General features: G+C 69.5%; 25 protein-coding genes. 13 read left to right on the forward strand and 12 right to left on the reverse strand.

What is annotated here, in order from left to right:
- Window positions 1-4: 4 nt before the first annotated feature.
- Both AB0367_RS01095 and AB0367_RS01100 read right to left on the reverse strand, forming a co-directional pair.
- Entirely contained in the window at window positions 5-949 is a 945-nt protein-coding gene (locus AB0367_RS01095; RefSeq protein ID WP_366224125.1) for an amidohydrolase family protein, read from the reverse strand.
- Window positions 946-1,911 (reverse strand): acetylxylan esterase, encoded by a 966-nt coding sequence (locus tag AB0367_RS01100; protein WP_366224126.1) that lies wholly within the window; start codon window positions 1,909-1,911, stop codon window positions 946-948. The genes AB0367_RS01095 and AB0367_RS01100 overlap by 4 nt, the downstream gene beginning before the upstream one ends.
- Window positions 1,912-2,067: 156 nt before the next feature.
- Here AB0367_RS01100 and AB0367_RS01105 point away from each other — a divergent pair, with 156 nt between their 5' ends.
- On the forward strand, window positions 2,068-3,147 hold the full coding sequence (locus tag AB0367_RS01105) for a C45 family peptidase (RefSeq protein ID WP_366224127.1): 1,080 nt from the start codon (window positions 2,068-2,070) through the stop codon (window positions 3,145-3,147).
- Window positions 3,148-3,190: 43 nt separating this feature from the next.
- Window positions 3,191-3,868 carry a FadR/GntR family transcriptional regulator gene (locus AB0367_RS01110; protein WP_366224128.1) on the forward strand — a complete coding sequence of 226 codons (678 nt, stop codon included), beginning with the start codon at window positions 3,191-3,193 and terminating at the stop codon, window positions 3,866-3,868.
- 186 nt (window positions 3,869-4,054) lie between these two features.
- Here the strand turns inward: AB0367_RS01110 and AB0367_RS01115 are convergent, their stop codons facing one another.
- Window positions 4,055-4,732 carry a hemerythrin domain-containing protein gene (locus AB0367_RS01115; RefSeq protein ID WP_366224129.1) on the reverse strand — a complete coding sequence of 226 codons (678 nt, stop codon included), beginning with the start codon at window positions 4,730-4,732 and terminating at the stop codon, window positions 4,055-4,057.
- A 110-nt stretch (window positions 4,733-4,842) separates the two neighbouring features.
- On the opposite strand from AB0367_RS01115, the gene AB0367_RS01120 reads away from it, so the two are divergent.
- Window positions 4,843-8,106, forward strand: coding sequence for a BTAD domain-containing putative transcriptional regulator (locus tag AB0367_RS01120; protein ID WP_366224130.1), 3,264 nt, complete (start codon window positions 4,843-4,845; stop codon window positions 8,104-8,106).
- 6 nt (window positions 8,107-8,112) lie between these two features.
- Here the strand turns inward: AB0367_RS01120 and AB0367_RS01125 are convergent, their stop codons facing one another.
- The 6 genes from AB0367_RS01125 to AB0367_RS01150 are packed head-to-tail and all read right to left on the reverse strand — an operon-like array spanning window position 8,113 to window position 12,913.
- Window positions 8,113-8,418, reverse strand: coding sequence for a DUF2470 domain-containing protein (locus AB0367_RS01125; protein ID WP_366224131.1), 306 nt, complete (start codon window positions 8,416-8,418; stop codon window positions 8,113-8,115).
- On the reverse strand, window positions 8,415-9,086 hold the full coding sequence (locus tag AB0367_RS01130; protein ID WP_366224132.1) for a biliverdin-producing heme oxygenase: 672 nt from the start codon (window positions 9,084-9,086) through the stop codon (window positions 8,415-8,417). The genes AB0367_RS01125 and AB0367_RS01130 overlap by 4 nt, the downstream gene beginning before the upstream one ends.
- A complete protein-coding gene (locus tag AB0367_RS01135) occupies window positions 9,083-9,970 on the reverse strand; it encodes a heme ABC transporter ATP-binding protein (RefSeq protein WP_366224133.1) in 888 nt (295 codons plus the stop codon). The genes AB0367_RS01130 and AB0367_RS01135 overlap by 4 nt, the downstream gene beginning before the upstream one ends.
- Window positions 9,967-11,052, reverse strand: coding sequence for an iron ABC transporter permease (locus AB0367_RS01140; RefSeq protein ID WP_366224134.1), 1,086 nt, complete (start codon window positions 11,050-11,052; stop codon window positions 9,967-9,969). The genes AB0367_RS01135 and AB0367_RS01140 overlap by 4 nt, the downstream gene beginning before the upstream one ends.
- Window positions 11,049-12,092: an ABC transporter substrate-binding protein gene (locus tag AB0367_RS01145; protein ID WP_366224135.1), complete on the reverse strand. Its 1,044-nt coding sequence runs from the start codon at window positions 12,090-12,092 to the stop codon at window positions 11,049-11,051. The genes AB0367_RS01140 and AB0367_RS01145 overlap by 4 nt, the downstream gene beginning before the upstream one ends.
- Window positions 12,089-12,913 (reverse strand): hypothetical protein, encoded by an 825-nt coding sequence (locus AB0367_RS01150; protein ID WP_366224136.1) that lies wholly within the window; start codon window positions 12,911-12,913, stop codon window positions 12,089-12,091. Before AB0367_RS01150 ends, AB0367_RS01145 begins: the two co-directional genes overlap by 4 nt.
- A gap of 193 nt (window positions 12,914-13,106) precedes the next feature.
- Here AB0367_RS01150 and AB0367_RS01155 point away from each other — a divergent pair, with 193 nt between their 5' ends.
- The 3 genes from AB0367_RS01155 (at window position 13,107) to AB0367_RS01165 (ending at window position 16,692) form a co-directional block, all read left to right on the forward strand.
- Complete coding sequence (locus AB0367_RS01155) at window positions 13,107-14,603, forward strand: HtaA domain-containing protein (protein ID WP_366224137.1); 1,497 nt, start codon at window positions 13,107-13,109, stop codon at window positions 14,601-14,603.
- 68 nt (window positions 14,604-14,671) lie between these two features.
- Window positions 14,672-15,835, forward strand: a complete 1,164-nt coding sequence (locus AB0367_RS01160; protein ID WP_366224138.1) for a DUF916 domain-containing protein — start codon at window positions 14,672-14,674, stop codon at window positions 15,833-15,835.
- Window positions 15,832-16,692: a hypothetical protein gene (locus AB0367_RS01165; protein ID WP_366224139.1), complete on the forward strand. Its 861-nt coding sequence runs from the start codon at window positions 15,832-15,834 to the stop codon at window positions 16,690-16,692. Before AB0367_RS01160 ends, AB0367_RS01165 begins: the two co-directional genes overlap by 4 nt.
- Before the next feature lie 5 nt (window positions 16,693-16,697).
- Here AB0367_RS01165 and AB0367_RS01170 read toward each other — a convergent pair whose 3' ends face one another.
- Entirely contained in the window at window positions 16,698-17,711 is a 1,014-nt protein-coding gene (locus tag AB0367_RS01170) for a hypothetical protein (protein ID WP_366224140.1), read from the reverse strand.
- 11 nt (window positions 17,712-17,722) lie between these two features.
- Window positions 17,723-18,211 (reverse strand): SigE family RNA polymerase sigma factor, encoded by a 489-nt coding sequence (locus tag AB0367_RS01175; protein ID WP_366224141.1) that lies wholly within the window; start codon window positions 18,209-18,211, stop codon window positions 17,723-17,725.
- Window positions 18,212-18,526: 315 nt separating this feature from the next.
- Here AB0367_RS01175 and AB0367_RS01180 point away from each other — a divergent pair, with 315 nt between their 5' ends.
- On the forward strand, window positions 18,527-19,015 hold the full coding sequence (locus tag AB0367_RS01180) for a hypothetical protein (protein WP_366224142.1): 489 nt from the start codon (window positions 18,527-18,529) through the stop codon (window positions 19,013-19,015).
- A 175-nt stretch (window positions 19,016-19,190) separates the two neighbouring features.
- On the opposite strand, the gene AB0367_RS01185 is transcribed toward AB0367_RS01180, so the two are convergent.
- Window positions 19,191-20,516, reverse strand: a complete 1,326-nt coding sequence (locus AB0367_RS01185) for an acyltransferase (protein ID WP_366224143.1) — start codon at window positions 20,514-20,516, stop codon at window positions 19,191-19,193.
- A gap of 304 nt (window positions 20,517-20,820) precedes the next feature.
- Here AB0367_RS01185 and AB0367_RS01190 point away from each other — a divergent pair, with 304 nt between their 5' ends.
- Genes AB0367_RS01190 through AB0367_RS01215 form a run of 6 tightly spaced genes read left to right on the forward strand, consistent with a single transcriptional unit; the run spans window position 20,821 to window position 26,342 of the window.
- The gene (locus AB0367_RS01190; RefSeq protein WP_366224144.1) at window positions 20,821-21,567 is read left to right on the forward strand and encodes a UDP-N-acetylglucosamine acyltransferase; all 747 of its coding nucleotides are present in this window, start codon (window positions 20,821-20,823) and stop codon (window positions 21,565-21,567) included.
- A 20-nt stretch (window positions 21,568-21,587) separates the two neighbouring features.
- A complete protein-coding gene (locus tag AB0367_RS01195; protein ID WP_366224634.1) occupies window positions 21,588-21,827 on the forward strand; it encodes an acyl carrier protein in 240 nt (79 codons plus the stop codon).
- Window positions 21,820-22,572 (forward strand): SDR family NAD(P)-dependent oxidoreductase, encoded by a 753-nt coding sequence (locus AB0367_RS01200; RefSeq protein WP_366224145.1) that lies wholly within the window; start codon window positions 21,820-21,822, stop codon window positions 22,570-22,572. Before AB0367_RS01195 ends, AB0367_RS01200 begins: the two co-directional genes overlap by 8 nt.
- On the forward strand, window positions 22,569-24,020 hold the full coding sequence (locus AB0367_RS01205) for an AMP-binding protein (protein ID WP_366224146.1): 1,452 nt from the start codon (window positions 22,569-22,571) through the stop codon (window positions 24,018-24,020). Before AB0367_RS01200 ends, AB0367_RS01205 begins: the two co-directional genes overlap by 4 nt.
- 25 nt (window positions 24,021-24,045) lie before the next feature.
- Window positions 24,046-25,107 carry an acyl-protein synthetase gene (locus tag AB0367_RS01210; RefSeq protein ID WP_366224147.1) on the forward strand — a complete coding sequence of 354 codons (1,062 nt, stop codon included), beginning with the start codon at window positions 24,046-24,048 and terminating at the stop codon, window positions 25,105-25,107.
- A complete protein-coding gene (locus AB0367_RS01215; protein WP_366224148.1) occupies window positions 25,104-26,342 on the forward strand; it encodes an acyl-CoA reductase in 1,239 nt (412 codons plus the stop codon). Before AB0367_RS01210 ends, AB0367_RS01215 begins: the two co-directional genes overlap by 4 nt.
- Window positions 26,343-26,371 lie beyond the last annotated feature (29 nt).

Below are 26,371 nucleotides of genomic sequence, written 5' to 3' on the forward strand. Positions count from 1 at the left end.
ATCGTCAGTCGACGGTCCTGCGGTCACCGAGGAGTGCACGGGCGTTCGCGCTGAACACTGCGGAACGGCGCGTGTCGCCGAGGAATTCGGACAAGAGGGCGAAACGCTCAGCCACCTCGCCGGCCGATGAGAACGGGAAGTCCGTGCCGAGTACCACCCGCGTGTCGTCGATGAAGGACAGCAGTGCGCCGAGGTCGGCAGCGGTGTGGGAAAGGGCCGTGTCATAGCTGAAAGCTGCCAGAGCGTGCAGGACACCTTGCGGACCGACGTTCGTGAGCTCCGGCATGCCTTCGGCCAGAACCATGCGTGGAGCGACGGCAGGCATCGCGCCGCCGCAGTGCGAGAAGGTCCACCGGATTCGCGGAAATCTGCGCGGCACATCAGTGAGGAGAAGATTCGTGATGAGGCGCGTCGAGTCGAAGAGGTACTCCAGTACCGAGGGCCGAATGGGGATCTCACCCTCGGGCCACCACGCGGGCAGCACCGGGTGCACAAGCACAAGAGCACCGCGGTCGTTTAGAGCCTCCAGAAGGCCGTCAAATCGGGGGTGGCCGACGTATGACCCGGCGTAGCTGGTGAGCAGGCCGACGCCGACGAACTCCGGTCGGTCGAACACCCGCTCGACCTCGGCGAGCGCGGCGTCGACCGAAGGCAGTGGGAGGCATGCGACTGCCGCGAACCGCCCGTCGCCGTCGCGGACCACTTCGGTCAGCTCGTCATTGGTGTCTTGACACAGGTCTGTGGTGAAAGTCTGATCGCCGAAGTAGAACCCAGGTGAAGCGACGGACAGGACGGCCAGGTCGATGCCTAACCGGTCCATCACCCGGACTGAGTCCGCGGGTTCCCACACCGGAAATGGGGCGCCGGGTTGAGCCTGGATTCCCAGCGCGGTCAACCGGCTGACATAGGACGCCAATGGTGCGTGGTGGTGAAAGTCGACGATGGTCATCGCACCAGCTTTCGGACGGCTCGAATGGTTCGCAGGGTGTCGTCGGGCCCTCCCGCCTCGTGGCCGTTGAACTGCCACACTGTCATTTCCTTGGGCCCGGCAAAGGCATTGTACGCAGCAAAGACGGTGGAGGGCGGGCTCACGACGTCGTGAAGGGCGACACAGAATTCGCCGCGGCAGGTGGCCCGCCGGGCGAAGGATACGGCGTCGAAATAGGCAAGCGTCTCGAATGTTCGCTCCACAGAATCACGGTGGGCGGCCAGCCATTTGACGATTTCCCCGTGGGGACTGTGGTCCGTCACCTGTAGCGCTCGCCGGAAGGCGGACAGGAATGGCACATGAGGCATCGCCAGCCGCACATCGTCGCGCAAGCCGGCTGCCACGAGCGCCATGGCACCGCCCTGGCTGCGTCCCGTCACCACGACCTGGTCGTGGGCCACGGCTTCGTGGGTTGCCACGGCATCGACGAATCGGTACGCGTCGGTGAACAGGCGGCGGTAGTAGTAGCGCTCGGGGTCGAGGATGTCCCGGGTCATGAACCCTGGCGCGGAGGGTCCCGCCCCATGCGGGTCAGCGGTGTGGCCGGCACGCAGAGCACTGCCCTGTCCGCGGGAGTCCATGATGGCGTGTGCGAACCCGGCACTGGCGTAGGCGAGGGACTCAACCGGGTGCCCGCGTCCGCTGCCGTATCCCAGGTACTCCACCACGAGGGGCAGGGGGCCGGTTCGTTCGTGCGGAAGGAGCAGCCACCCCTTCACGTCGTCCCCGGCGTACCCGGCGAAGGTGACGTCGTACACGTCGACGGTCCGCACCAGCGCGTCCACCAGGGCAAAGCGCGGATCAAGGGGATGGGCGCGCTGTTCGTGCAGTGTCCGACTCCAGAAGGAGTCGAAGTCATCCGGCTCGGGGTACGGGTACTCGTACTCCATGAGCTGATCGAGGGGAAGATCTACCCGCATCAAGCACCTCCTGTCTGACAGCCAGGCAGGAGTGTAGCAATGGTTCCTCGTCAAGAGCGACAACCTGTCATACAACCTGATAGCCTGCTAGGCAGGCGGAACTAGGACCTACAGTGAGGTGCGGGAATGGCGCGGACAGTCGCCTCCGGGTACGACATCGTGACCGTCACGGGCGACCCGGACGAGCGGGGACACCAGTACGGTCTCGCCGCGAGGACTCGGATTGAGCTCGCGTTGCGGACCTATGCCGACGTGTTCATGCACTACGCGTCGTGGGAATGGGCAACCGTGCGACGACATGCACTCCGGTTCGCCGATCCCATCGAGGACTTCTCACCCGCGTCCGCGCGCGAGATCCGGGCGATCGCCCGCGGGGCCGGCGTCGAGGTGGCCGACATCCTGGCCCTGAACACCCGCAGCGAGATCATGTTCGCAGCTCCGGGACGTGCCAGGGCCGTCGCGGCCACCGAGTGCACGTCGTTCGCGTTGACACCCGAACGCACGGCTTCCGGTGTCACGTTGATGGGTCAGAACTGGGACTGGATCGAGGGAGCCCGGGAAACCGCGATCGTGCTCCAAGTGCTTCGTGACGACGGCCCGGACTTCGTCACGGTGGTCGAGGCCGGGATGCTGGCGAAGGTTGGGATCAACTCCAGCGGTGTCGGCCTGTGCACCAACACCCTCATCTCGGACGGGGACGAGGGTCGGTTCGGCGTTCCATACCACGTGCTGCTGCGATCAGTTCTCGACAGTGACAGCGGTGCGGAGGCCGCACAGCGGATCAAGTCGACATCACGAGCCAACTCCGCAAACTATCTCATCGCCGACGCGGGCGGGTTCTGTGTGGACGTGGAGACCGGACCAGGCGATGGTGCGTGTGGCGCGATCATGCCCGTCGACGGTGCGGTCACGCACGCCAACCACTTCCTGGTCGACGGTCTCACCAAGGTCGACCGCTACCTCGAGCGAAAGGCGCACACGCGCAACCGGCTGCACCACCTGACAGCGCGCGTGCAGCAACATCGCACGCACACGATCGAGAGCTTGCAGGAGGCGCTCGCCGACCACGAAGACGCGCCAGACAGCGTGTGCCAACACCCGGACGCGACCCAACCCCCTGCCGAGCGCACCTGCACGGTCGCTGGGATAGTGATGGATCTCTCGACTCGCTCGCTGGTGTATGCCTCGGGCAGCCCGTGCGAGTCGACCTGGTCAGCGCCAGTGCGAATCGATGCCTAGCTCTGACCGGTCAGCTGCCCGGCAGCCTGTTAACCTGGCAGCCGTGAAGGTGATCCCTGTCGCGCAGCGGACAGCCGCGGAACACGTGCGATCGCAACTCGTTGAACTGATCGAGTCGGGTGAGTTCGCAGTTGGCCAGCGGCTGCCCTCCGAAGCCGAGCTGGCCAAATCATTCGCGGTCAGCCGTTCGGTGATCCGTGAAGCGCTCCACAGTGTGAACGCGCTTGGTCTCACCCGTTCATATGCTGGCAAGGGCACCTTCGTCGACGCGCAGTTCGCGCCGTCCCAGCTGCTGACCGGTAAGTACCTTCCTCGCGACCTGCACGAGGTGCGCAAGACGTTGGAGGTGCCACTGGCCGCCCTCGCGGCGGAGCGCCGTTCCCGGGCAGACCTCAAGGCGATGACCGCGCTGCTCACAAAGTTTCGTGAGGAGGAGGATCCCTCCGTGCGGGTCGGCATCGATGCCGACTTCCACGTGGCCATCGCCACGGCGACCGCCAACCCTCTGTTCCCTCGGCTGGTCTCAGAACTCCGCACGGTTCTGCAGGAGCAGGCCATAGCCGCGGCAATCGTTCCGGGCCGGGCGGCTCGGGCGGCCGACGAGCACGACGCGATCCTTGCGGCCATCTCGGAGCGCAACGCTCAAGCGGCGGCTGATGCGATGAAGCTTCACCTGGCTGCTGTGGAGAACACCGTGACTTCACTTGGACGCCGGAAGTAACACCCGCGCCAAGGGGAACACTTCACGCGCAAAGGCAGGGCTCGCCACTGCGGGCCCTGCCTTTGCCGAATGCGGCCGGCTTCGAAGCTGGACTGCCTACGTGGCCATGTCGCCGAGTGTGACCAGCGCCGGAGGGTGCGGACCGCGTCACCGCGGTCCGCACCCGTCGTTCGATCACGCGAGTGGTCACGGGGTGGCCGACCCGTGGATCGCGAGCGCGTGCTTGCGGAATGCGCGCCGGCCCAGGCGCGGAACGAGCACCCTGACCGGGAGCGGCGCCGGGGCGAGCATGGTCGCGACGACCTCCGGGGCCCCTTCGTACATCATCATCCCGAACACCAGCGCCGTGTGCTTGCGCGGGATGCCGTTGCGCCCGGCGTCGCCCAACGCGGCCCACTCCTTCGGCGTGATGCACCGGGCGACGAGGGGTAGCACCCGGGCTTCCTCGGCGTCGAGGTGTTCGGACAGGCCCGCGTACAACTGGTCGTAGCAGTCCGCGAGCTCCTTGCCTTGGGCGGCGGCCGGCTGTTGCGCCCATCGTGGCCGGAGCGCGCCGATGCGTACCAGTAGGTGGTCCACCTGCTCGTGCTGCGCCTCCATCAAGCGCACGATCGGGGCGAGTTCGTCGGCGACGCGGTCGAGCAACTTCGGCCAGAGCAGCTCATCCTCCGCCGTGTGGTGGTGGTGGAGTACGTCCTCGATGAGGGCGAGATGGGCGGCGACTTCGGCGGCGCGCCGGACGTCGCCGGCCGGCACACCGCGAACGAGTCCACCGGCGAGGCGCATCTCACGGCGGAAGAGGGAGTGGATGACCAGCATCTCGCGGGTGTCGAGCAATGGCTGCTGGGTCTGTATGGCGCTCATCGGGGGTTTCCTCCGGATCTTGTCAGGCATCGGATGACTGCGACGATGTCCGGCCGCACTTGCAAAACGGCTGCACGCCACTTGGCGATCAACGGGCCTACCATCTTGGAGTGCAGGTACGGGTGCTCGGCGACCTCCAAGTGCTCCGCAGTGGTGTGACGCTGCCACTCGGGGGCGCGAAGCCGCGGACGCTGGTCGGCATCCTCGTCGCCGCGCGTGGCCGCACCGTCACCACTGAGCGCCTCATCGATCAGCTCTGGGGCGACGACCCACCGCTCAAGGTCCTGACGGCGCTGCAGGCGTACATCGCGAAGCTGCGCCGCCAGCTCGAGCCCGATCGGGGACCCCGGCAGCAGCCCCGGGTACTGGTGACCCGGCTGTCCGGTTACACGCTGCTGGTGCCGGAAGCCGAGATCGACGCGTGCCGGTTCGAAGCGCTGGTCACTCGGGCCGGCGGTACCAGCGACGCGGTCGACGCCGAGCGGGTGCTCGACGAGGCCCTCGGGCTCTGGCACGGCCGGGCCTATGCCGGCCTGACCGCGGCGCCTGTGCTCGCCGCGGAGGCGGCGCGGCTCGAAGAGCTGCGTCTGGGCGCCCTTGAGCAGCTCTGGTCGGTCCGCCTCGACCGCGGACGGCACGAGGACGCGGTCGCCGCGCTGGGCGTGCTCGTTGCCGAGCACCCGTCGCGTGAGCGGCTGTGGGCGATTCTCACGCGGGCCCTCTACCGCTGTGGTCGGCAGGCGGAGGCGCTCGACGCGCTGCGCCGGGTCCGCGCGTACCTCGCCGAGGAGCTGGGCATTGACCCGGGCGCCGAACTGCGCGGTCTGGAGACCGCGGTGCTGCGCCAGGACGACGCGTTGCTCACCTCCGCCGGCCGCGTCTCGCCCGACGCGGACCGGGTCCGCGCGGACCCGCCACCCGCGGAGCACCTCCCGGGCCGGGCCAACCCGCTAGCCCTGTCCCAGCGGCTGGTGACGCGGGCCGCCCGCGGATCGGGCGGCGTCCTGCTCGTCACGGGCGAGCCGGGCATCGGCAAGACCCGCCTCGCTGAGGCGATCGCGGCGCAGGCCTCCACCGCCGGCCTGCGCACCGCGTGGGGCATCTGGGAAGCGGAGGGCTCGCCGCCGCTGTGGGGGTGGTCCCGTGCGCTCGCCGCACCCCTCTCGTCCGCGGTGGCCGAGGACGACACGGCGTCGGCCACGTTCCGGTTCGCCGATCACGTGCTCGGGTTGCTCGCCGGCGACCCGGGGACCTGCGTCGTCCTCGACGACGTGCAATGGGCCGACGCCGACAGCCTCCGGCTGCTGCGCCGCCTCGCCGACATGGTGACCGACGTACCGGTCCTGCTCGTGGTCGTCTGCCGGGATCCGGGCGCGGATGACTCGCCTGCGGCGAATGCGCTCCTCGCCGCGCTCGCCCGCCTCGGTGTCGAGCGGATCACGTTGAGTGGCCTCGCCGCAGGGGATGTCCGCGCCCTGGTCCACGAACGCACCGGCCTCGACGTCGGCGAGACGCTGGCTCAGAGGATCCGGGAGCGCACCGAAGGTAACCCGTTCTACGTGCACGAATTGGTCCGGCTGCTCGTCGAGGAAGGAGCGCTGAGCGACGCCGGCAGCCCAGCCTGGCGCAGCGTTCCCCACGGCGTGCGCGACACGGTACGCCACCGCCTGAGCGAGCTACCGGCCGATGTCGGTCACGCCGTCCTGGCTGCCGCCGTCCTCGGGCGCACGGTGGAGCTGGACGTCCTGGAGGAGTGCTGGGCGGGCGAGCCGGCGGCGCTCGACGTCGCGCTGGCGGCCGGGTTGATGGTCGAGCACGACACCGGGCGCATCGGGTTCGCCCACGCCCTGGTCCGTGACGCGGTGTACGGGGAGCTGTCGCCGCTGGCCCGCCGCCGCATGCACGCGCGCGCTGCCGCGGCGATCGAGCGATGCCGGGTCGGGCACCTCGACGAGCACGCGGCGGCGCTGGCCGAGCACTACCGCCTCGCCGGCCCAGCGCATGCGCGCTCGGCGTGGACGTACGCCGCGCGGGCAGCACGGCTGGCTACGGCGGCCGGCGCGCATGCCGACGCCGCACGGTTGCTCAGTTCCGCCGCGGACCTGCTCCTGGCCGACGGTCTCGCGGACGCCGCCGAGCGCGGGTCGTTGTTCGTCGCCCTCGGTACGGCGTTGCGCCGGTCCGGACGCGTCGCCGAGGCCTGGCTACCGCTACGCGTCGCCGCCGAGTCGGCGCTCGAACGCGGCGACGTGCGCGCCGCCGCCGGTGCGTTACTCGCGGTCACCGAGAACGTGCTCTGGAGCTGGCGTACCGAGCACGTGACGGACGAGGCGGCCGTCGCCCTCTGGCAGCGGGTGCTCAACGCCGTACCCGCCGAGGAGATCGGAGTGCGCGCGCGAATCCTCGCGGCGCTGGCTGTCGAGGCGATGCACGACCCGCCGGCCGGCCGCTGCGCGCAATGGGCTGACGAGGCGCTCACCCTGGCCCGTCGTCAGGGGGACGTCGCCGTGCGGATCGACGTGTTGCAGGTGGTGCTCAATGCCCTCCGCCGGCCGGACCTGTTGCCCCGCCGGGTCGCGGCGGCGGACGAACTCGTGGAGCTGTGCGTCAAACGTGGCGACGAGCGGGCGCTGGCCGTCGCGCTGTGTAAGCGGGCGCTCAACTACAGCGCCTTCGGCCGGCCGGATGCCGCGACCGCCGATCTGCGGCGCGCCCTCGTCCTCGCCGAGCGCCATCACCTGGCGACCGCGCTGATGGTCATCCACCTGGGCTTCGCCGTGCTCAGGCAGGCGCAGGGCGACTGGACGGCTGCGGAGGAGGCGCTGCGGACGGCGGAGACGGTGCAGTCGACCATCTCGATGGCCGGCGCCGGGATCGGCTTGAGCGTACGCGCGACGGCGTGGTACGCACAGGGCCGGCTCGTTGAGGCGGAGCCGGCTCTGCGCGCGGCGGAGCCGGTGCACCCGGCGATGCGTGATCTGCACGCGCTGTCCCTGATCTGCGGTGGGCGGGCTGCCGAGGCCCGCGCCCTGCTCGGCCCCTGGCGCGAGCAACCGGAAATGATCTGGGACTACCTGTGGCTGTCGGGCACCGTGTTGCGAGCGCTCGTGTGGGCCGAGCTCGGCGACCGTGACGCGGTGGCCGCCCTGCGCAGCCAACTCGAGCCGTTCGCGGATCGAATCGCCGACGGGGCGATGGCCGCATGCTTCCTCGGGTCCGTACCGCACGCACTGGCCAGCCTCGCGCTCGCTGTCGGCGAGCACGAGGCCGCACGCCGATGGGGGAGAGCGGCCCGCGCCTTGCATCACCGGCTGGGTTGGGCGCCCTGGGAGCGCCTCTCCGACGAATTGCTCGCCCGCGTCCCGACCGAATAGCGGCGGTCAGTCGGCCGACCGTGGCGTGATCCCCAGTTGGTGGCAGGCCTCCCGATACATGCGGACCACCTCCTGGCGGATCTGCGCCCGCTCGGTCAGCCTGGCGACGAACGGGATGCGCACCGGCACCTCGGCGCCGTCGACGGTGACGGCGAACTCCATGCCGTCGGCGTCCAGCCCGGTGGTCCGGGCCTGGGTGGCGGCCGGCTGGCCACCGAGGGTACGGCAGATGAGCAGTGCGTCGTCGGCGTGATCATCGTTCATGTGCCGGCCGACGGCGGCGACCACCTCCGGCGGGAACCCGGTGCTCATGCGGCGCCCTTTCGCGTGGTGGCTGGGACGAGCCGGGCCAGGTCGGTGAAGACCGCGATGTTGTGCCCGTAGGCCACGAGGACTTCGTCGAGCAGGGCGGTGCGGCCGTCCTCGTCAAGCGCGAGCGCGTCCAGTCTGGCCCGGTAGGCCTCCTTGTACGACTTCTGGTCGGCGATCTGGTCAAAGGTGTAGAACGCCGCGCCGGCATCGCTGGTGACCCCGTAGTGCCGGGAGACGCATTGTCCGACGTGTCGCCCGCCGGAGAGGTCGCCGAGGTAACGGGTGTAGTGGTGGGCGATGAACCGCTCGGCCGATCCGGCGCAGACCGCGTTGATGCGTGCGGCGTAGGCGGCCGTCGCCGGGGTCGGCTCGATTCGCTCCTGCCAGCCGGGGCCGAGAAGGCACTGGAGGTCCCTGGCGAGCGCGGGCAGCCGGGTCAGCGCGTCGTCGACGAACGGGCCGGCCAGCGGGTCGTGGCGCATCGTCTCGGCGACGCCCTCGAGGGCTGCGTAGATCGCGTGGTGCTGGACGACGAGCGTGATGTACCCGGCCAGGTCGAGGTCGCCGGCGGTCAGCGCGGAGACGTACCGCTGGGACTCGGTCGTGTGGTGCGCCTCCCGGGTCTCGGCTCGCAGCCGGGCCGAGAACGGGGTGGTGAATGTGTTCATTGCTTCTCCTTGGCGACGTGTGTGCTTTCCTGCCGGTCGCGTCGGGGGACGATCAGCGGCAGTCCGGTTCGGGGATGAGGAACGGCCTCGACGTCGTGCCGGTAGACCTCGCTCAGCAGCGGCGCGGTGAGGACCGCGTCCGGGGGGCCGGCCGCTCGTACCCGCCCGTCGGCGAGCAGGGTCACCCTGTCCGCGTACGCCCCGGCCAGGGCCAGGTCGTGCAGCACGACGACCACGGCGTCGCCGGCCCGCGCCCGGTCCCGCGCGATTCGCATGACCAGTTCCTGGTGGCGCAGGTCGAGGGCGGCGGTCGGCTCGTCGAGCAGCAGCGTGGTGGCCTGCTGCGCCAGGACCCGAGCCAGCGCGGCGCGGGCCTGCTCCCCACCCGAGAGCGCCGGGTACGGTCTGGCGGCGAACTGGACGATGTCGCAGCGCTGAAGCGCGTCGGCAACGATGCTGTCGTCGTGTTCCTGTTCGGGCCGCCCGGCCCACGGAGCCCGCCCCATCCGCACCACCTCGTCCACGGTGAACGGGAAGCTCAGGGTGTTGCGCTGGGTGAGCACGGCCCGCCGCATCGCCAGCTCCACGGGGGTCCACGCCGCCTGGGGCAGCCCGTCGACCTCGATGGCGCCGGCCGCGGCCGGGAGATCACCGCTGATCGCGGCGAGCAGGGTCGATTTGCCGGCTCCGTTCGGCCCGACCAGGGCGTGCACCTCGCCGGCCCGGACCCGCAGGTCGATCTGGTCGAGCACGGCCCGGCCGGCACGCTCGACCCGCAGCCCCGCGACCTCGATTCGGGTGTGCCCCGCCGGCACCGGGACCGGCATCCGTGGGGCGGAGAACCGGCGCAGCATGCGCGGGCGGGTGCTCGCGAGCGGGCTCACCCCCAGCCTCCGGCCCGGTTCCGGGTCCGCCGCAGCAGCCAGAAGAACGCCGGCCCGCCGATGACCGCGGTGAGCACGCCGAGTGGCAGCTCCTGGTGCTCGACGAGGGTACGCGCGGCGAGATCGGCGGCGATCACCACGACGGCCCCGCCGAGCGCGCTGGCCGGCAGCAGCACCCGGTGTCCTGGCCCGGCGATCATCCGCACCAGGTGCGGTATCACGAGTCCGACGAAACTGATGATGCCGGTGAAGGCGACCGCGGCGGCGCCGAGCAGCGCGGTGACCACGATCATGCGGATCCGCAGGCGTTCCACGTGTACACCGAGATGGCGGGCGGCGGGTTCGCCGAGGGTGAGCAGATCGAGCCGGCGGGCGTCGGCGTGGGCGACGGCGAGGCCGACCAGCAGACACGGCGCGGCCAGGGTGACCGCCGACCAGTTCGCCTGGGCCAGGCTGCCGAGGTTCCAGAAGGCGATGGCCTGCACGCCCGCCACGTCGGTGGCGAACATGAGCAGCCCGATCACCGCTCCGGCCACCGCGTTGACGGCGACGCCGGTCAGCACCAGGGTCACCACCTCGGTCCGGCCGCCGGAGCGGGCGAGCAGGTAGACCAGGTACGTGGTGGCAAGTCCGCCGGCGAAGGCGGCGACGGGCACGGTCCACCCGCCGAGGACGGTGACGCCGGTGACGATGGCGAGGGCCGCGCCGACCGCCGCCCCGGCGGAAACCCCGATGACGCCGGGCTCGGCGAGCGGGTTGCCGAAGACGCCCTGCATGACGGCGCCGGCGCAGCCGAGTGCGGCACCGACCACGGCCGCCAGCAGCACCCGGGGGAAGCGGACGATCCAGAGGGCGTTCTCGCCCTGCGGGGCCGCCGGCAGCGGACCGATCTCCAGGCCGAGACGGTGGAGTACGGATCCGATCACCTCGGCGGGGGAGATCTGCACCTGGCCGCGTCCCGCGGCCAGCAGAACGACCAGCACCAGGGTGACCCCGAGTCCGGCCAGCAGCGCCGGCCCCCGGCCGCCATTGCGCCGGACGGCGGCTGGGGCGCGTTCGGGTCGGGTCCGCACCGAGGTCACGACGGGTCCGCGCAGGAGTAGACCGCGCGAGCCAGGGCCTGGACGGCCCGGCCGGACCGGGCGCCGAAGCTGAGCAGGGCGCCGTCGTCCATGTCGACGATGCGCCGGGCCATTCCGGCCGGGGTCTGCGCGACCCCGGGAAGCTTCACCAGCCCGTCGACCCCGCCGACGGAGGCGAGTCCTTCGCTCATCACCAGGATCACGTCCGGTGCCGCGTTGATGAGTCCCTCACTGGTCATCGGGCGGAACTTGGCCAGGCCGGCCGCGCTTCCGGCGTCCACCCCGCCGATCGCCTCGATCATCGCGTCCGATCCGGCGCCCCGGCCGCCGATGAGGTAGACCCCGGCGGTACCGCGCAGATAGAGGAATGCGATCCGCGGTGCTTGGCCCTCCGGCGCGCCGCGCCGGGCCGCGGCGATCTCGCCTTCGACCCGGGCCACGAGCTGCGCTCCGGCGGCCGGAACACCGAGCGCCGCGGCTATCGCGCGGATGTGCCCCGGTACGGCGTCGAGGGTCTGCTCGGCCTTGACCAGCACCACCGGGATGCCGGCCGCGCGGAGTTGGCGCAGCGCCTCAGGTGGTCCGATGCTGTCGTCGGCAAGGACCACGCTCGGGTTCAGGTTCAGGACCGCCTCGGCGGACAGGTCGTGTCCGGCCGGAGTGACCACGGGCAGGTGCGCGGCGGCGCGGAAGGTGGTCGAGGTGTCCCGGCCGATGACGTTGGCGCCGAGGCCGAGGCTGAAGACGATCTCGGCGATCGAGCCGTAGAGGTTGACCGGGAGGATGCGGCTGATGTCGGTGACCGTCACCGTCCGGCCGTCACTGGAGGGCACGGTGGCCGGTAGGACGGGCGCCGGTGCCGGGCGCAGCGGGTCGACGTCGGTGCTGTCCAGGGTGGCGGTGACCGGCCCGCAGTCGGCGGTGGACGTTGGCGCCGTACCGGGGCCCGCTGCGGAGCAGCCGGTGCCCGGTACGGTGATGAGCAGGAGCAGCGCGAGCAGCGGCTGCCGGAGCCGACGGGGGCGGCGCAGGCGGGTCATCGGACGGCACCGCGGCGACGCCGCCACCAGCCCAGGCCGAGCAGGGCGACCGTAGCCAGCCCGACGGCGGCCAGCCCGATCGTCCAGCCGCGTCCGGCGCCGGAGGCGTCGCTGACCCGGGTGACGTGGAGTTCGGTGGCACCGGCACGGGCGGGCGTGCCGCCGGTATCCGCGGCCGCGGTCAGCGGCCCGCCCGAGGTGGGTGCCGCTGCGGCCGGCGTCAGCGGCGTCGGGGTGCTCTGGCCCGCGGCGGTCGCCGGCGGTGTGGTCGCGTGAGTGGTGGCGGTCGTCGGCGCCGGGCCGGCCTTCGTCGGCGTGCCGCCGGCGGTGAAGGTCACCGGGACGCGGACGTCCTGGGAACGGTCGGCGGTGCGGGTGTGGTCGGCCCGTGTGATGACCGCGCACCGGCGGACGGTGCAGTCGACGTCGCCGATGGTGGCGGTCACCTTCAGCGTCGCCGTGAACGATCCACCGGCGCCGTACGGCACGGCCAGGCCCTCGGCGTAGGAGGGCGGGTTCGAGGAGATCCAGTGCGAGGCGCCGAGGGAGCCGCTCGTGTCGGCGCCGCCGCCGCACGGGGTCGGGATCGCGCCGGCTCCGTTGTCCACGCAGTACGCGACATAGATGCCCTTGGCGACGTCGTACCCCCGGCCGGAGATGGACACGGTCGCTCCTGCCCTGCTCAGGCCGGTGCTCGGGGAGACGGTCAGGGTCTGACCACCGCTGCCGCGACCGGTGTCGGCGTACGCCGGGCCGGGCGAAGCGGTCACGGCCGCGGCGATCAGGGCCGTGGCCAGGATGGCGCAGTGCCGCGCTCGCATCGGGCTCCTCACGACATGAGCGGTCGGTGAACCCGACCGGAGCAGAAACTTAGGTTCGGCTAACCTAAGCTGCAAAACAGCAGCTCGCAAGGGGGCTCTTCGGTTCAAGATCTTCGGACGTCCCGAGGATGATCTTTGAGATTAGGTTTGCCTAACCTAATTAATCTCCTCGCATCGTTCGAAAGGAAGCAGCATGGTCATGTTCAAAGCCGGCGCCGTCCGGTATCGGTCGATGCGCTGGGCGGCGGCACTCGCCCTCGGCGCGTCGGCCGCGCTCGTGGGCGCCGGCCCCGCCGCCGCGGCCGACATCACCGGCGGCAGCCTCACCTGGGGGTTCAAGTCGAGCTTCCGCAGCTACGTCAAGACCGGCAACGGAAACCCGCCGATCGCGGTCAGCAACGGCGCCACCGTCAACACCGACGGGACCTTCACCTTCCCGTCCACAGGAGGCACGCGCGACGCCGGCAGCGGCACGACCAATGCCACCTACGGGGGCAAGGTGGTCTTCTCCTACCCCGCGCACTTCTTCACCATCACCCTGGCCAACCCGACGGTCGCCATCTCCAGCGGCACCGCCGCGCTCAAGGCGGACGTCGACCTGGTGACCACGGAGTCGGAGCCGGTGTCGGTGAAGCAGGCCACCATCGCCACCCTCACCGTCTCCGGCAGCAACCCCGCCACCAGCGGGAACACGGTGACCGGCAGCAACATCGCAGCGGTGCTCACCAGCCAGGGGGCCTCGGCGTTCAACGGCTTCTACAACGCGGGCGACACGCTCGACCCGGTCTCGTTCACCTTCTCCACCGGTAGCACCGCACCGGCCGGGCCCACCGTGACCGTCACCCCCTCCCAGGGGTTGGACCCGGCTGGCGCGACGATCACCGTGCGGGGCTCCGGCTTCGACCCGGACGCCAACAACGCGGCGGGCTTCTATGTCTCGTTCGGCCCGAAGGTCGACGAGCACTGGGCCAACTCCAGCGTGCTGCAGGTCACCAAGTGGGTGAACAAGACCAACGAGCCGACGGACGCCCGGGACCGCCTGGCCACCGACGGCAGCTTCAACACCACGCTGCCGATCAGCGCGGTCTACACCGACCGCAAGGGTAACCAGGTCGACTGCATCCAGGTGCAGTGCTACGTGATCACCTTTGCCGCCCGCGGCTCCGCCGACCGTAGCCAGGACACCTTCACCCCGATCACCTTCACCCGCCCCGGTGGCGCCGGGGGCACTGCCCAGCAGCGGATCACCAGCACCGTGACCGGCGGACCGCTCACTCTGAGCGTCGCCGGCTCCACCGTTGAGCTGCCGGCCGTCGGCAAGGGCGAGTACGCCAAGGCGCCGTTGAACACGACCACGGTGGCCGACCTGCGGGGCATCGGCACCGGGTGGAGCCTGGTCGGGCAGGTCTCCGACTTCAACTCGGCCGGCGGCGTCATCGCCGCGAACAGTCTCGGCTGGGCTCCGACGGCGACGGCGGTCGTCGACCCGATCGCCGGCTCCTCCGGGGTGGTCACCCCGGGTGCGGTCGCCGCTCCCGGAGCCGGTCTCGGCGAGGCCCGCGCGCTGTGCACGGCGGCGGCCGGGGCCAGCAACGGCATCTTCACCTGCGGCGCCGAGCTCAACCTCGGTGTGCCGGCGTCCGCCGCGGCGGGCGACTACGTCGCGACCCTCACCCTGACCCTCTCCTGACCGGATAACTGGCCGCACCGGTGGGGCGGAGGTGACGCTCCGCCCCACCGGTGAGCCGGTGTGGCGCTGTGCCCACCGGCCGGCTCACCGAGACCGCCCCGGAGCACCGCATGTCGCTCGTCACGCTCGCCCCCCAGCCCCGATCCCAGGCCGCCGCCCGGGCCGCCCGGGCCGGCGCCGCACTCGCCGCCGGGTTGCTCGCGGTGGTACTCGGAGCACCGGCCACCGCCGAAGCCGCACCCACCCTCCAGGCCAACCACACCCTGGAGGCACCCAGCCCGTCGCCAACGACCGGCCCCGCGGGCGCCGTCCGGTGGGCGGTTCAACCTTCTGTGCCGCAGGGCACGACCGGACGCAACTACTTCATCTACGACCTGAACCCCGGCACCAGCATCACCGACCACGTCGCAGTGACCAACCTCAGTGACCAACCGCTCACCTTCGCGGTGTACGGCACCGACGCGTACACCACGACCGACGGCGCCTTCGCGCTGCTGCCGGCCGACCAGACGGCCACCGACATCGGCACCTGGATCACCGTCCAGCAGCGGAGTTGGACCGTTCAACCGGGCAAACGACAGGACATCCCCTTCCGCCTGACGGTGCCGCAGAACGCCACGCCGGGCGACCACGCCGGCGGGGTGATCGCCGCCATCGCCCAGGTCGGCGTCACCGCGGACGGGCAGCAGGTCCGGCTCGACCAGCGGGTCGCCGCCCGGGTCTATCTGCGCGTAAGCGGAGAGCTCCTTCCCGCGGTGACCGTCGAATCGGTACACGTCGGCTACGACACCCCGATCAACCCGCTCGGACGCGGCGACATGACGGTCACCTACCGGCTACGCAACACCGGCAACGTGCGCATCGCAGGCACCGGCGGCGTGATCGTCGACGGGCCGTTCGGCTGGACGTTGGCCCGGACCGCCCCGGTCGACCTGCCCGAGCTGCTGCCTGGCGCCACCTTCACCGTCACCGAGCGGGTCGTCGGAGTACCACCCTCGCTGCGGTTGACCGCAACGGTGGACCTCGCACCCACCACGGTCGACGCAGCGCTGCCGCCGGTTCAGCGCGCCGCGAGCGTCTGGGCGGTGCCGTGGCTGCTGCTCGCCCTGCTGGCGGCGGCCGTGGCCTGGCTCTACCTGCGCTGGCGCGGACGTCGTCGCCCGGCCTCGCCCACGGCCGCACCACCCGCAACGGAAGAGGCGGCACCAGTGGCAGCAGCCGGCGCCCGGTGAACCCGTTCCTGCCGGCCACGGTCGCGATGCTGGCGCTGGCCGCCCTGACTCCGGACCCGACGTCGTCGCCCACCACGTCCGCCGCCGCGCAGGCATCGCCCGAGATCGTCGTACCGTCCGGCCCGCTCCCGCTCGGGCAGCAGATCATGGTCACCCTCCACCACTGGCCGGCCGGCCCGGTACAACTGGAGATCTGCGGTAACAACGCCCGCCGCGGCACCCTCGACTGCGCCAACGACCAGGCCATCAACGCCCAGGTCCCGGCGGCGGGCACGGCCGTGACGCCGATCCTGCTGGTGGCACCACCGGTCGCCTGCCCCTGCCTGCTGCAGGCCCGTCATCTCACCGGTGCCGAGCGGGCCATCGCCGCGCTGCCGCTGAACGGCGTAACCGCGGCACCGGCCCCAGCCCCGGCCGCCGCACCGGAACTGGTCATCGACGAGCTGCGCGTGGTCGAACGCATACCGCTGCGGGGCTGGTTCGGGCTCCCCGAGGAACTGACCGTGCGCCTCACGCTGCGCAACCCCGGCCCGGCCGACGTGGTCGACCCACCGTTCACGCTGCTGTTCGGCCCGGCCGGACAGGCAAACACCATCGTGGCGGCCCCGACGCTGGGCACCATCGACGCCGGACAGACCCGGGATTATCGGATCAGGGTTCCGATGGACCTCGCCGTCATCGGAAAGCACGAACTCCACGGCCGGATCGACCTGCCTGAGCGTCCCGTCGCTTTCGTGATCGAAACCACCCGGCAGCCCTGGGGCCTGCTCGTGCTGGCTGCCATTCTGGCCGCCATACTGATCGCCCTTCGGCCGCGCGCGATCCGCCCACTGCCAGAACCGTCCACTGAGGACTGACCGGCTCAGGCCGTCACGCTCACGTCGACGCCGTCGGTGGCCAGGTTCGCGATCCCGACGGTACCGTCGGCGAAGATGGCCATCCACCGCAGTCGGACCTTGCCCGGCCGGTCCGGCGCGGCGATCGTCATCGCGAACGTCGTGCGCGAGTGGGCGGGCAGCCGCCTGGGGGTGCAGTTGAGCAGGTAGGTGCCGGCGGAGTCGCCAAGGCTCTGCCGGACTTGCGGGCACGGCTCGAGCGACATCGCGCGGTTCTGCGGGTTGACGATCGTGACGGTGTACATCAGGGGTTGCCCGGCGGCGACGGTGGCGGGCGCCTGCATGGTGACCGCCAGAAATGCGTTCAGCAGCGGCGGCTGGACGTACCACTCACCGAGCTCGATCGGGCACGACAGGTTGATGCCCTCGAGCGGGTAGGCGCGGCCGGCGATGTCGACTTCGGCGTCGCGGTACCGGATGGCGGTGCGACAGGCCGGGCCGACGCTGAAGTCGAGGCGCGCGGGCTCGCCGGCATCGACGGTCGCCGGGTACTGGTGGACCGGGTCCGACGACCTGGGGAGCGCGCCGCTCGGGACGACCGTCCGTTGCCCGGTCGTGGTGTCGACGGCGGTCACCGTTGGGCGGCCGCTCAGGGTGCAGCGCCCCAAGAAATTGGGGCTGACGAGCAACGTGCCGTCGGCGGTCCACATGTCGCTGAGGTCGGTGCCCTTGCATGGCGGGGCGTCCGGGCGCGGGCTGCGGCGCTTGACCTCGTACCGCTCCTCGACCGGTTGGCCGATCCAGGGCACGACGCCGCCGGACGGTGCGGCCGTCTGGCCGGTGTCGCCGCGGGCGGTCAGCAGCGCCGTGCCGATGAGCGCCGGCAGCACCGCCACCGCGGCGGCCGACGCGATGATCGCGGCTCGCCGGCGGCGGCGCCTGCGGATGCCTGTGGTTACCCGGGCGACCGCGTCGTCCCATGCCGGCAGGGCGCGGCGCTCGTCGGTGAGCGTGTCGCGTAGCTGGGTTTCCAGGTCCACTGCGGCCTCCCTCATGCCCGGTTCGCGGGCGTCAGCGCGCCGCGCAGCTTCGCCAGGGCGCGCGCGGCATTGCTCTTCACGGTGCCGACCGCGCAGCCGAGGACGTCGGCGGTCTCGGCCTCCGACATGTCCGCGTAGTAGCGCAGCACGAGCGTGGCGCGCTGCTGGCGGGGCAGCGTCGCGAGCAGCTCCCAGAGCGTGTCGTGGCGCTCGTCGGCGGCGGGCGCGGGGCGGTCCGGTGGCTCGGATACGAGCCGTTCCCGTTTCCCCCGGCGCAGGCCGTTCAGATGACAGTTGACGATGATTCGCCGCACGTAGCCCTCGGGGTCGTCGTGCTTGCGGATGCGCCGCCAGGATGTGCCGGCCCGCACCAGCGCGTCCTGGACCAGATCCTCGGCGGCGTGACGGTCGCCGCTGAGCACGTGACCGAAGCGCAGCAGGGCGACATGCCGAGCGCGGACGAAGTCCTCGAACTCCAGCGGCGCTTCCCAGCTCGTCATGCCCCAAGGACACCAGAGCCCCGGCAAAGGTTGCATGCTGCGGCTTTTGGCACCACGAGCCCGGCGAAGGCCGTCAAGCCCCGGGTTCGCCCAGCCTGTCCGGCCGGCTTCGCGGCGCGACAGGCCGGCGCTGACGCGGCCGGGCTGAGGCCGGCGCGCGCCGCGGTGGCGGTTCGTCGATGCCGATATCTTCCCGTGACATTTGTGGACACCTTCGCTTGTTTACATGCTGATACCGTGTGCCCGGGATCGATCCACATCTCGCCTTTTTCCGCCGACGCAAATGATGAGGGAGGATCAGTGCGTCGATTTCTCGTGGCCGCGTTGCTGGCCACGTTCGCATTCATCGTGACCCCGGCCACGACCGCATTCGCGGCGTGCCCCGAGGTAGGCCAGGTTTCTTATTCGTTCAGCAGCGTCACCACAAGCAAGATTCTGTCGAACCTGCGCAGTGACTACCTGGCAGGTCCCGGCACCATCACGTACACGAAGACCACCACAGGTCAGGTCTCGGCGTCGATGACGGCCACGGTCAGCGCCGAGGCTGGCATCGTGTTCGCCAAGGCCAGCGCGTCGATCGGGGTCACCGTGGGGGCGAGCTGGTCGAAGTCGGACACCTGGTCCTACAGCAAGCCGGTGCCGGCCGGAAAGACCGCCCGCCTGGTGATGTGGCACGAGTCCCGCAAGTTCGTCGTCAAGAAGACGCAAATCGTTGCACCGTGCAACGTGAAAACCGTTTACACCGAGACCGTGAACGCGCCGCTCACGTCGAACATCAATGTTTGGGACCTGCAGTACCTGTAAGGTCTGCCGGACGGGGACGGCGTCGGTGCGGACCGGCGCCGTCTTTTATTGCCGCCGTTTGTTTATTCCGCCACCCGGAAGACCCTACGGGCTATTCCCGACGTAATTCGGAATGCTGCGTGGTGCTCGGATACTTGCGACCGACCGCGCCGCGGGAACGTGCGGGACCCGTCGGTCAGTTCCTTCGCGAGCCGCTCAGTAGCGGGGCGACGCCGGCATCACTGCCGAAGCGGGTTTCGATGCGCCGGGCGAACGCGGAGCCCCAGCGCTGGAACGGGTCCTCGACAAATCGGTAGGTCAGTGTGGACAGCGCGAGCAGCAGGGAGATGAGGACAGCGGCCAGGCCCACCTGGGTCAGGATCGGCAGTTTGTCCGGTTCCCCGACGATGGCCAGCATGATGAAGATCAAGACCGAGTGGAGCAGGTACACCGAGTAGCTGATCCGGCCGAGCCAGGCCAACCATCCGGGAACGCGGGACGGCCGCCACTTGAGTCCGATGCTGAAGAGCGCCACGGCGAGCAGGGTCGCGGTCAACCACGACCACCTCGGCTCGTCCCTTGGTACTGCGAACCAGCGGGGCGCCGGCAGTGCCATCATGAAGGCCAGCAGCACACCGACGATCGTGGTCACCGCAATCGCGCGCGGCCAGGGCATCTGCCCGCGCTCAGCGCGGTAGAGCACGGTCCCGGTGAACATGAGCGCCAGCACGCCGATATTGCGCCAGTCGCCAAGCAAGCCACTGGTCGACAGCAGACCGACACAGAGTGCAACGGCGGCAACGGCGCCGATCGCGATGGTCAACCGGCGGCCGATCAGGAAGCCGGCGATGGCGATGGCGAACAGGCCGGCCACTGCGAATGCGGTCTTGTGGTGCGCGGTAGCTGTGCCGGCCGCCGGTTGCACGACGAACCCTAACAGCGCGGTGGCACCGATGAGGGTGAGCGCCCATAGGCCGCTACGACGGTGCAGGCCGGTCACGAACAGGGCGCTGACGAGCAGGTAGAAAACCATTTCGAAGGACAACGTCCACAGCAACTGCATGACGGGCTGTTGCTCGATGAGGCTCTGCAGCATCGTGAGGTGTCCGAGGGCGGTGCGCACCGGATGGTCGGTGTGGTAGGCACCGATGCTGATAAGCCCGGCGGCCGAGAGCAGGCAGATCGCGCCGACAGCGACCGCCCAGATCGGGTACAGCCGGAAGATCCGGCTCAGCCAGAAACGGCGCAAACTGCCTCGCCGCTCCAGCGACGCCGGGATGATGTAGCCGCTGACGAGGAAGAACAGTGCGACGCCGAACCAACCCGGGTAAAAATAGGCAAAAGCTGTTGTCTTCAGCTCGATAAGGGTGAAGTAGGTAAGATGGTCCACCACGACCGCCAGTGCTGCGATGCCACGCAACGCATCGAGCCAGCCCAGCCGAGACCCGGAATCGCTGTTCCGCGAGCCGGACGGGCCCGACGGAGCGGATAGGTCTGTTACCAGTGCGGGTGTGGTAGGCACCCGCGGATACTAGCGGCGGACGCCGAATGGTGTGGTATCCGGCTTGGTTTGGTTGACGGCGTGCCTCAGCCCGGTTAGTAGGGCAACGGCGTCGTGGTCGTCTCACCGCGCAGGTGGCGTTCGAGGACCGCGATCTGGTGTCGGAGAGCCGGGATCCCTGCGGCTTTGGTCTGGTCGTTCACGGCCTGGAGCCGTAGCAGCGCGAGGCGTTGGTCACGCCAAGGTACGCCACGCACCGGGGTACCGGTGCCGGGTACACTGCCGCAGGTCATCCGGCGGCTTGCGAGGGTCGGCCGGTTGAGTCATGGTCAAGGATGTCCGTGGACCGCCGGAGAGAGGCGAGATCGGCATAGTGGTGAACAAAATCCATCCCACTGCTGTGATTGGCGCTGGCGTACGCCTCGGCGACAACAACGTCATCGGCCCCTACACAGTGATCATAGGTCCGACCAGCATCGGTGACGGTAACCTGATCGGCCCGCACGCAGTGATCGGCACTCCCGCGGAGTACCGGGGCGGTCCTCACCCGACCGGCTGGGACGGCGAGATCGAGGGCGCCGGCGTCGCTATCGGTAATGGCAACATCATCCGTGAGTTCGTGTCGATCCACCAGGGCACGCACGAGACGACTACGGTGGGCGACGACTGCTATCTCCTCGCTCGCAGTCACGTTGGTCATGATTGCGTGCTGGACAATGCCGTGACGTTGACAGACGCGGTGCAGCTGGGTGGGCATACTCACGTATGGAGCTGGGCGAACATCGGCCTGGGTACCGTCGTGCACCAGCGATCCCAGATAGGACCAGGCGCGATGGTCGGGATGGGCTCAGCTATTCGCAAGGATGTTCCGCCCTTCACCATCGCCGTTGGCAACCCCGCACGGGTCACCGGCGTCAACCGGGTCGGCTTGTCCCGGCGTGGTTGCACGGACGAGGTGGTCGATGAGGTCGCCGCGTTCCTGGCGGGTAAGTCGGCGATTCCGGGCGATCTGCCGCCCGAGCTGGCCGAGCAACTGGCTGCTTGGATCAAAATTCAGACACAGCAAGGCTGACGAGGAGTACGAACATGACCGTGGAGCTCACTGACCAGCTGCGCAAGGTCTTTGTTGAGGCGCTTGAGCTGCCTGCAGATGTCGATGTCGAGAACCTGAAGTACCGCGACATCGAGCAGTGGGACTCGCTGGGACACATGACGCTCGTGGGTGCGATCGAGGACGAGTTCGACGTTCAGTTCGACACCGAGCAGGTGATCGACATGAGCAGCTTCAAGGTCGCCCTCGACATGCTGCGGGGAATGAGCGTCGGTGGCTGACGTCACGCCGGGCAACCTGGCGGGACGGGTCGTCGTCGTCACCGGTGGCACGCGCGGCATCGGGCGGGCCACGTCGGATCTCCTCGCCCAGTCCGGCGCTGTGGTGGTGATCACCGGCCGCGACGAGGTTCGTGTCAAGGCAGTGGCCGAGGAGCTGTCCGAGGCCAACGGTGTGCCGGTGACAGGGGTCGCCTTCGACGTCGCGGACTTCGACGCGGTTGGTGCCGCGTTCAAGGCGATCGCGGCGCAACACGGGCGGATCGACGGCCTCGTCGCCAATGCGGGGATACTCGACGAAGCGTTGATCGGCATGATCAGGCCCGGCTCGGTTGAGCGCCTGCTGGCCACCAACGTGGCTGGCACGATCGCCACGGTGCAGGCCGCCGCCAGGGTCATGATGCGCAAGGGCGCAGGGTCAATCGTCGTCCTCGCGTCGATCGTGGGGGAAAACGGAGCCGTCGGACAGACCGCGTACGCAGCGTCCAAGGCGGCTGTGGCGACCGTGGCGCGCTCCGCGGCGAAGGAACTGGGGCCGCGCGGCATCAGGGTCAACGCGGTAGCTCCGGGCTTGATCGACACGGAGTTGATCGCGCACTTGCCCAAGGATGATCGCGTAGCACAGACCCCGTTGCGGCGCCTCGGCGATCCGGTGGACGTGGCGCGAGTGATCCGGTTCCTGATCAGCGACGAGGCGGCGTTCGTGACGGGTCAGGTCCTGGGCGTCGACGGCGGGCTGGTGCTGTGAACACGTCGCTGGTCGCCCCGGGAGCACGACTGGTTGACGCGACGACCGGCGACACGCTCAGCGGGGAATCGCTGGCCGGCGCCATCGGCGCCGTCGCCGGTACGGTCGCCGGTTTTCCTGCCGGGGCGGTCTTCGCACGCACCGGACTGACCGTTCGTGCCACGCTGTCCTACCTGGGTTGCTGGGAAGCGCACCGACCCGTCGCCCTGCTTGACCCGGCGCTGAATCCTCAGACTCTCGCCGACATGGTGCGCCGTTTCACACCGGCGGCGATCGTCGGGCTCGACGAGGGTGGCGCCGGCGCCAATCCCGGCGAGCTTCCGCCCGGTTACGAGCGTCGAGTGTTCGAGTCGATCGGACCTGCCTGGGTTCGACGTAGCGACGCCGCGCCGACGTCGCAGCCGCATCCGGACCTTGGACTCATGCTGGCGACCTCCGGGTCCACGGGCGACCCGAAGCTCGTCCGGCTGTCACGCGCCGCGATCGTGTCCAACGCCGTGGCCATCGGCCAAGTGCTGCACCTCGACAACAACGAGGTCGCGCCAACGAGCCTGCCGCTGTTCTACAGCTACGGCATGTCGGTCCTCAATAGCCACCTGGCCGCCGGTGCGACCGTCGTCGTGGTCGACGGTGGCGTCCTGTCGCGCGACTTCTGGGCAGCCGTCGACCGTTACCAGGCCACCTCACTAGCGGGAGTCCCGTACAACTACGAGATGCTCGCCAAGATCCGGTGGAGCCCGGCGAAGCACCCGAGCCTGCGCACGCTCACCCAGGCCGGGGGCCGGCTCCGCAACGAGATGATCCTGGCGTACCACGAGAAGATCCAGGCGCTCGGCGGCCGGTTCTACGTCATGTGGGGCCAGACCGAGGCGGGTCCCCGGATGAGCACATTGCCCGCCGACCGGCTCCCGGAGCACGTGGGCTCTCCGGGGTGCGCGGTTCCGGGCGGCAGCTTGTCCGTACGCACGGAAGACGGTAGCGAGACCCAGCAGGCCGGCGTCGAGGGCGAGATCATCTATCGCGGTCGCAACGTGATGATGGGGTACGCCGACAATGCCGCCGACCTCAGCCGCGGCGACGACCTCGACGGCATCCTGGCCACCGGTGACCTGGGATACCTGGACGAGGAAGGCTTCCTGTTCCTCACCGGTCGGCTCAAGCGCATCGGCAAGGTCTTCGGCATCCGCGTCAACCTGGATGACATCGAGAAGATGATCAGCCGGAGCGCGGTGGACGGCGTCGGACCGGTAGCCGCCGTGCCTTCGGGAGACGGCGTCGTCGTCTGGTGCGAAGGCGACCTCGACGCGGCTCGCCGCGCGGAGATCGCGAAACTGCTCGCCGAACGGATGAAGGTCCACCGCTCCGGATTCGACGTCCGGGCCATCGACGTGCTGCCGCTATTGTCGAATGGCAAGGTTGACTACAAGGCCCTGGAGGCGAACACATGACCGGCAACTCCGAGGCTCTCCAGCGATGACTCTCGCCACAAGCGTTTTCAGCAAGTCCCAGGCACAGCGCGAGGCAAACCTGCTCGACGAGCTTGTCGCCCTCACTGACCACCACCGGGCCAGAAGCCTCGAATACCGGCGGATCCTCGAGGCCACCGGTCATCCGGCCGGGCGCACGTATGAGCGCGTCGCCGATTTGCCTTGGCTGCCGGTGCGCCTGTTCAAGACGCATGCCCTGAAGAGCGTGCCAGACGACGAGGTGTTCAAGCTGCTCACCTCCAGCGGCACCACGGGTGCCGAGGTGAGTCGCATCTTCCTCGACAAGGAGGCCGCCGCACTTCAGCAGCGCATGCTGTCGGCGGTCCTGCAGCAGGTTGTGGGGCCTCACCGGCTGCCGATGTTGCTGGTCGACACCAAGGCGTTGCTGAAGAACCGCCGTTCGTTGTCGGCTCGTGGTGCGGGCGTCTTGGGACTGATGAACTTCGGTCGTAATCACGTGTTCGTGCTCGACGAGGAGGACCGGCCCGATGTGGAGGCCGTCCGCACGTTCCTCGACAAGCACGGCAACGAGCCCTTCCTGATCTTCGGTTTCACGTTCATGGCATGGCTCTACCTGTACGAGTTGGCCAGCAAAGAGGGCTTCGATCTGTCCAACGGCATCCTCATCCACAGCGGTGGCTGGAAGAAGCTGATCGACCGAGCGGTCGACAACGCTGAGTTCCGCCGCCGGTTCGCCGCTGACACCGGGCTTACCAAGATTTACAACTACTACGGCATGGTCGAACAGATCGGCACCATTTACCTGGAAGGTCCGTCGGGCGACGGGCTCTACTGCCCGGACTTCGCGGACATCATCATCCGCGATCCGGTCACCTGGGCCGAGGTGCCGGTCGGCACGCCGGGTGTCGTCGAGGTGGTGAGTACTCTGCCCCGCTCGTACCCGGGACATGTCCTGCTCACCGAGGATCTGGGCGTCATTCACGGGATCGATGACGGATCCTGGCCGGGCAAGCGCTTCTCGATCATTGGGCGACTGCCGCGGGCCGAAGCTCGGGGCTGTAGCGACACCTTCGAAGGGGCGTCATGACCAAGCTGGAGCAACGCTTTCCGGTTGGGGCGCCAGTCAGCGTGGACGAGCTCCTGGCTGAGATGGGAGACGAGCCGGTCGGCGGTCGGCTGCGCGTCGGCGACCCCCGGGTGCGCGAGTTCCTGGTGGCGCTCGCCCGCCGCCTGCTCGCGCCGGCCACCGCGCGCCGGTTCCCGGAACTGGCCTCACTCGGCTTCTTTCTCCGGCGTGGCGAAATTGACAAGATTATCGACTCCGTCACGCCGGGCGATGACCAGTTGCGGTTCCCGCGTGGCTTGGTCTTCCACGTGCCACCGGCCAACGTCGATACCATCTTCGTGTATTCCTGGGCGCTGTCGGCGTTGGCTGGCAACTCGAACGTCGTACGGATATCCCCGCGCTCGGCCGGAGCCGCGACGGCAGTCCTCGACGCGCTGAACGCAACGCTTGCCGATGCACATCCGGCGATCGCGCAGACGCAGCGGATGGTCACGTTCGGCCACGACGACGCGTCATTCGCGGCTCTCTCCCTCGGCTGCGATCTGCGGGTGATCTGGGGTGGCGATCAGGCGGTTTCGCAGATCCGGCGCCACCCGCTGCGGCCGTCCGCGCGTGACCTCACGTTCCCCGACCGCGCGTCGTTCGCGGTCATCTCGGCCGCCGGATGGCTCGCCGCGGACGCGGCGGCGCGGCGAGACGTGGCGACCGGCCTGTACAACGACTCGTACTGGTTCGACCAGGCCGCGTGTGCTTCGCCGCGCGCCGTCTACTGGGTCGGTGACGCTGAGTCGGTGGGCCGCGCGCAGCGTGAGTTGTTCGCGTTGTTGGACGACGTGGTCACGGCCAAGGGCACGGAGGTCGGCCCAGCCATGGCGATTGAGAAGCGAGTGTCGACCTACGGCCTGGCGGCCGAGGGCGTGGCCAACGAGATCCGGTTCACCGGCAACGCGATCGCCACGCTGGACCTCACCGCACCTGAGTTCGTCCCGCGACGTTGGCTCGGAGTCGGCACGTTCCCACAGGCTCGGCTGGAATCATTGACCGATCTGGTCGGCATCGTTGAACGGCGAGACCAGACGGTCAGCCATTTCGGTTTCGCCAGGGAAGAGCTGGTGACCTTCGCTGAGCAACTGGCCGGTCGCGGTGTTGATCGCATGGTGCCCATCGGTGCGGCGTTGACGTTCTCGTCCACCTGGGACGGCTACGACCTTCTGCGTGAGTACACCCGACTGACCGTCGTGCAGACGAAGAGCTAATCGCACGACGCGCGATCGTGATCCTCGCG

The sequence above is a fragment of the Dactylosporangium sp. NPDC051484 genome, from assembly GCF_040689395.1.
Lineage (GTDB): Bacteria > Actinomycetota > Actinomycetes > Mycobacteriales > Micromonosporaceae > Dactylosporangium.

What these genes read in the sequence shown, in the direction of transcription:
- AB0367_RS01095 (WP_366224125.1), bottom strand. Translation starts at nt 949, where the DNA reads ATGACCATCGTCGACTTTCACCACCACGCACCATTGGCGTCCTATGTC.
- AB0367_RS01115 (WP_366224129.1), bottom strand. Translation starts at nt 4,732, where the DNA reads ATGAGCGCCATACAGACCCAGCAGCCATTGCTCGACACCCGCGAGATG.
- AB0367_RS01125 (WP_366224131.1), bottom strand. Translation starts at nt 8,418, where the DNA reads ATGAGCACCGGGTTCCCGCCGGAGGTGGTCGCCGCCGTCGGCCGGCAC.
- AB0367_RS01130 (WP_366224132.1), bottom strand. Translation starts at nt 9,086, where the DNA reads ATGAACACATTCACCACCCCGTTCTCGGCCCGGCTGCGAGCCGAGACC.
- AB0367_RS01145 (WP_366224135.1), bottom strand. Translation starts at nt 12,092, where the DNA reads ATGACCCGCCTGCGCCGCCCCCGTCGGCTCCGGCAGCCGCTGCTCGCG.
- AB0367_RS01150 (WP_366224136.1), bottom strand. Translation starts at nt 12,913, where the DNA reads ATGCGAGCGCGGCACTGCGCCATCCTGGCCACGGCCCTGATCGCCGCG.
- AB0367_RS01155 (WP_366224137.1), top strand. Translation starts at nt 13,107, where the DNA reads ATGGTCATGTTCAAAGCCGGCGCCGTCCGGTATCGGTCGATGCGCTGG.
- AB0367_RS01175 (WP_366224141.1), bottom strand. Translation starts at nt 18,211, where the DNA reads ATGACGAGCTGGGAAGCGCCGCTGGAGTTCGAGGACTTCGTCCGCGCT.
- AB0367_RS01190 (WP_366224144.1), top strand. Translation starts at nt 20,821, where the DNA reads ATGGTCAAGGATGTCCGTGGACCGCCGGAGAGAGGCGAGATCGGCATA.
- AB0367_RS01210 (WP_366224147.1), top strand. Translation starts at nt 24,046, where the DNA reads ATGACTCTCGCCACAAGCGTTTTCAGCAAGTCCCAGGCACAGCGCGAG.
- AB0367_RS01215 (WP_366224148.1), top strand. Translation starts at nt 25,104, where the DNA reads ATGACCAAGCTGGAGCAACGCTTTCCGGTTGGGGCGCCAGTCAGCGTG.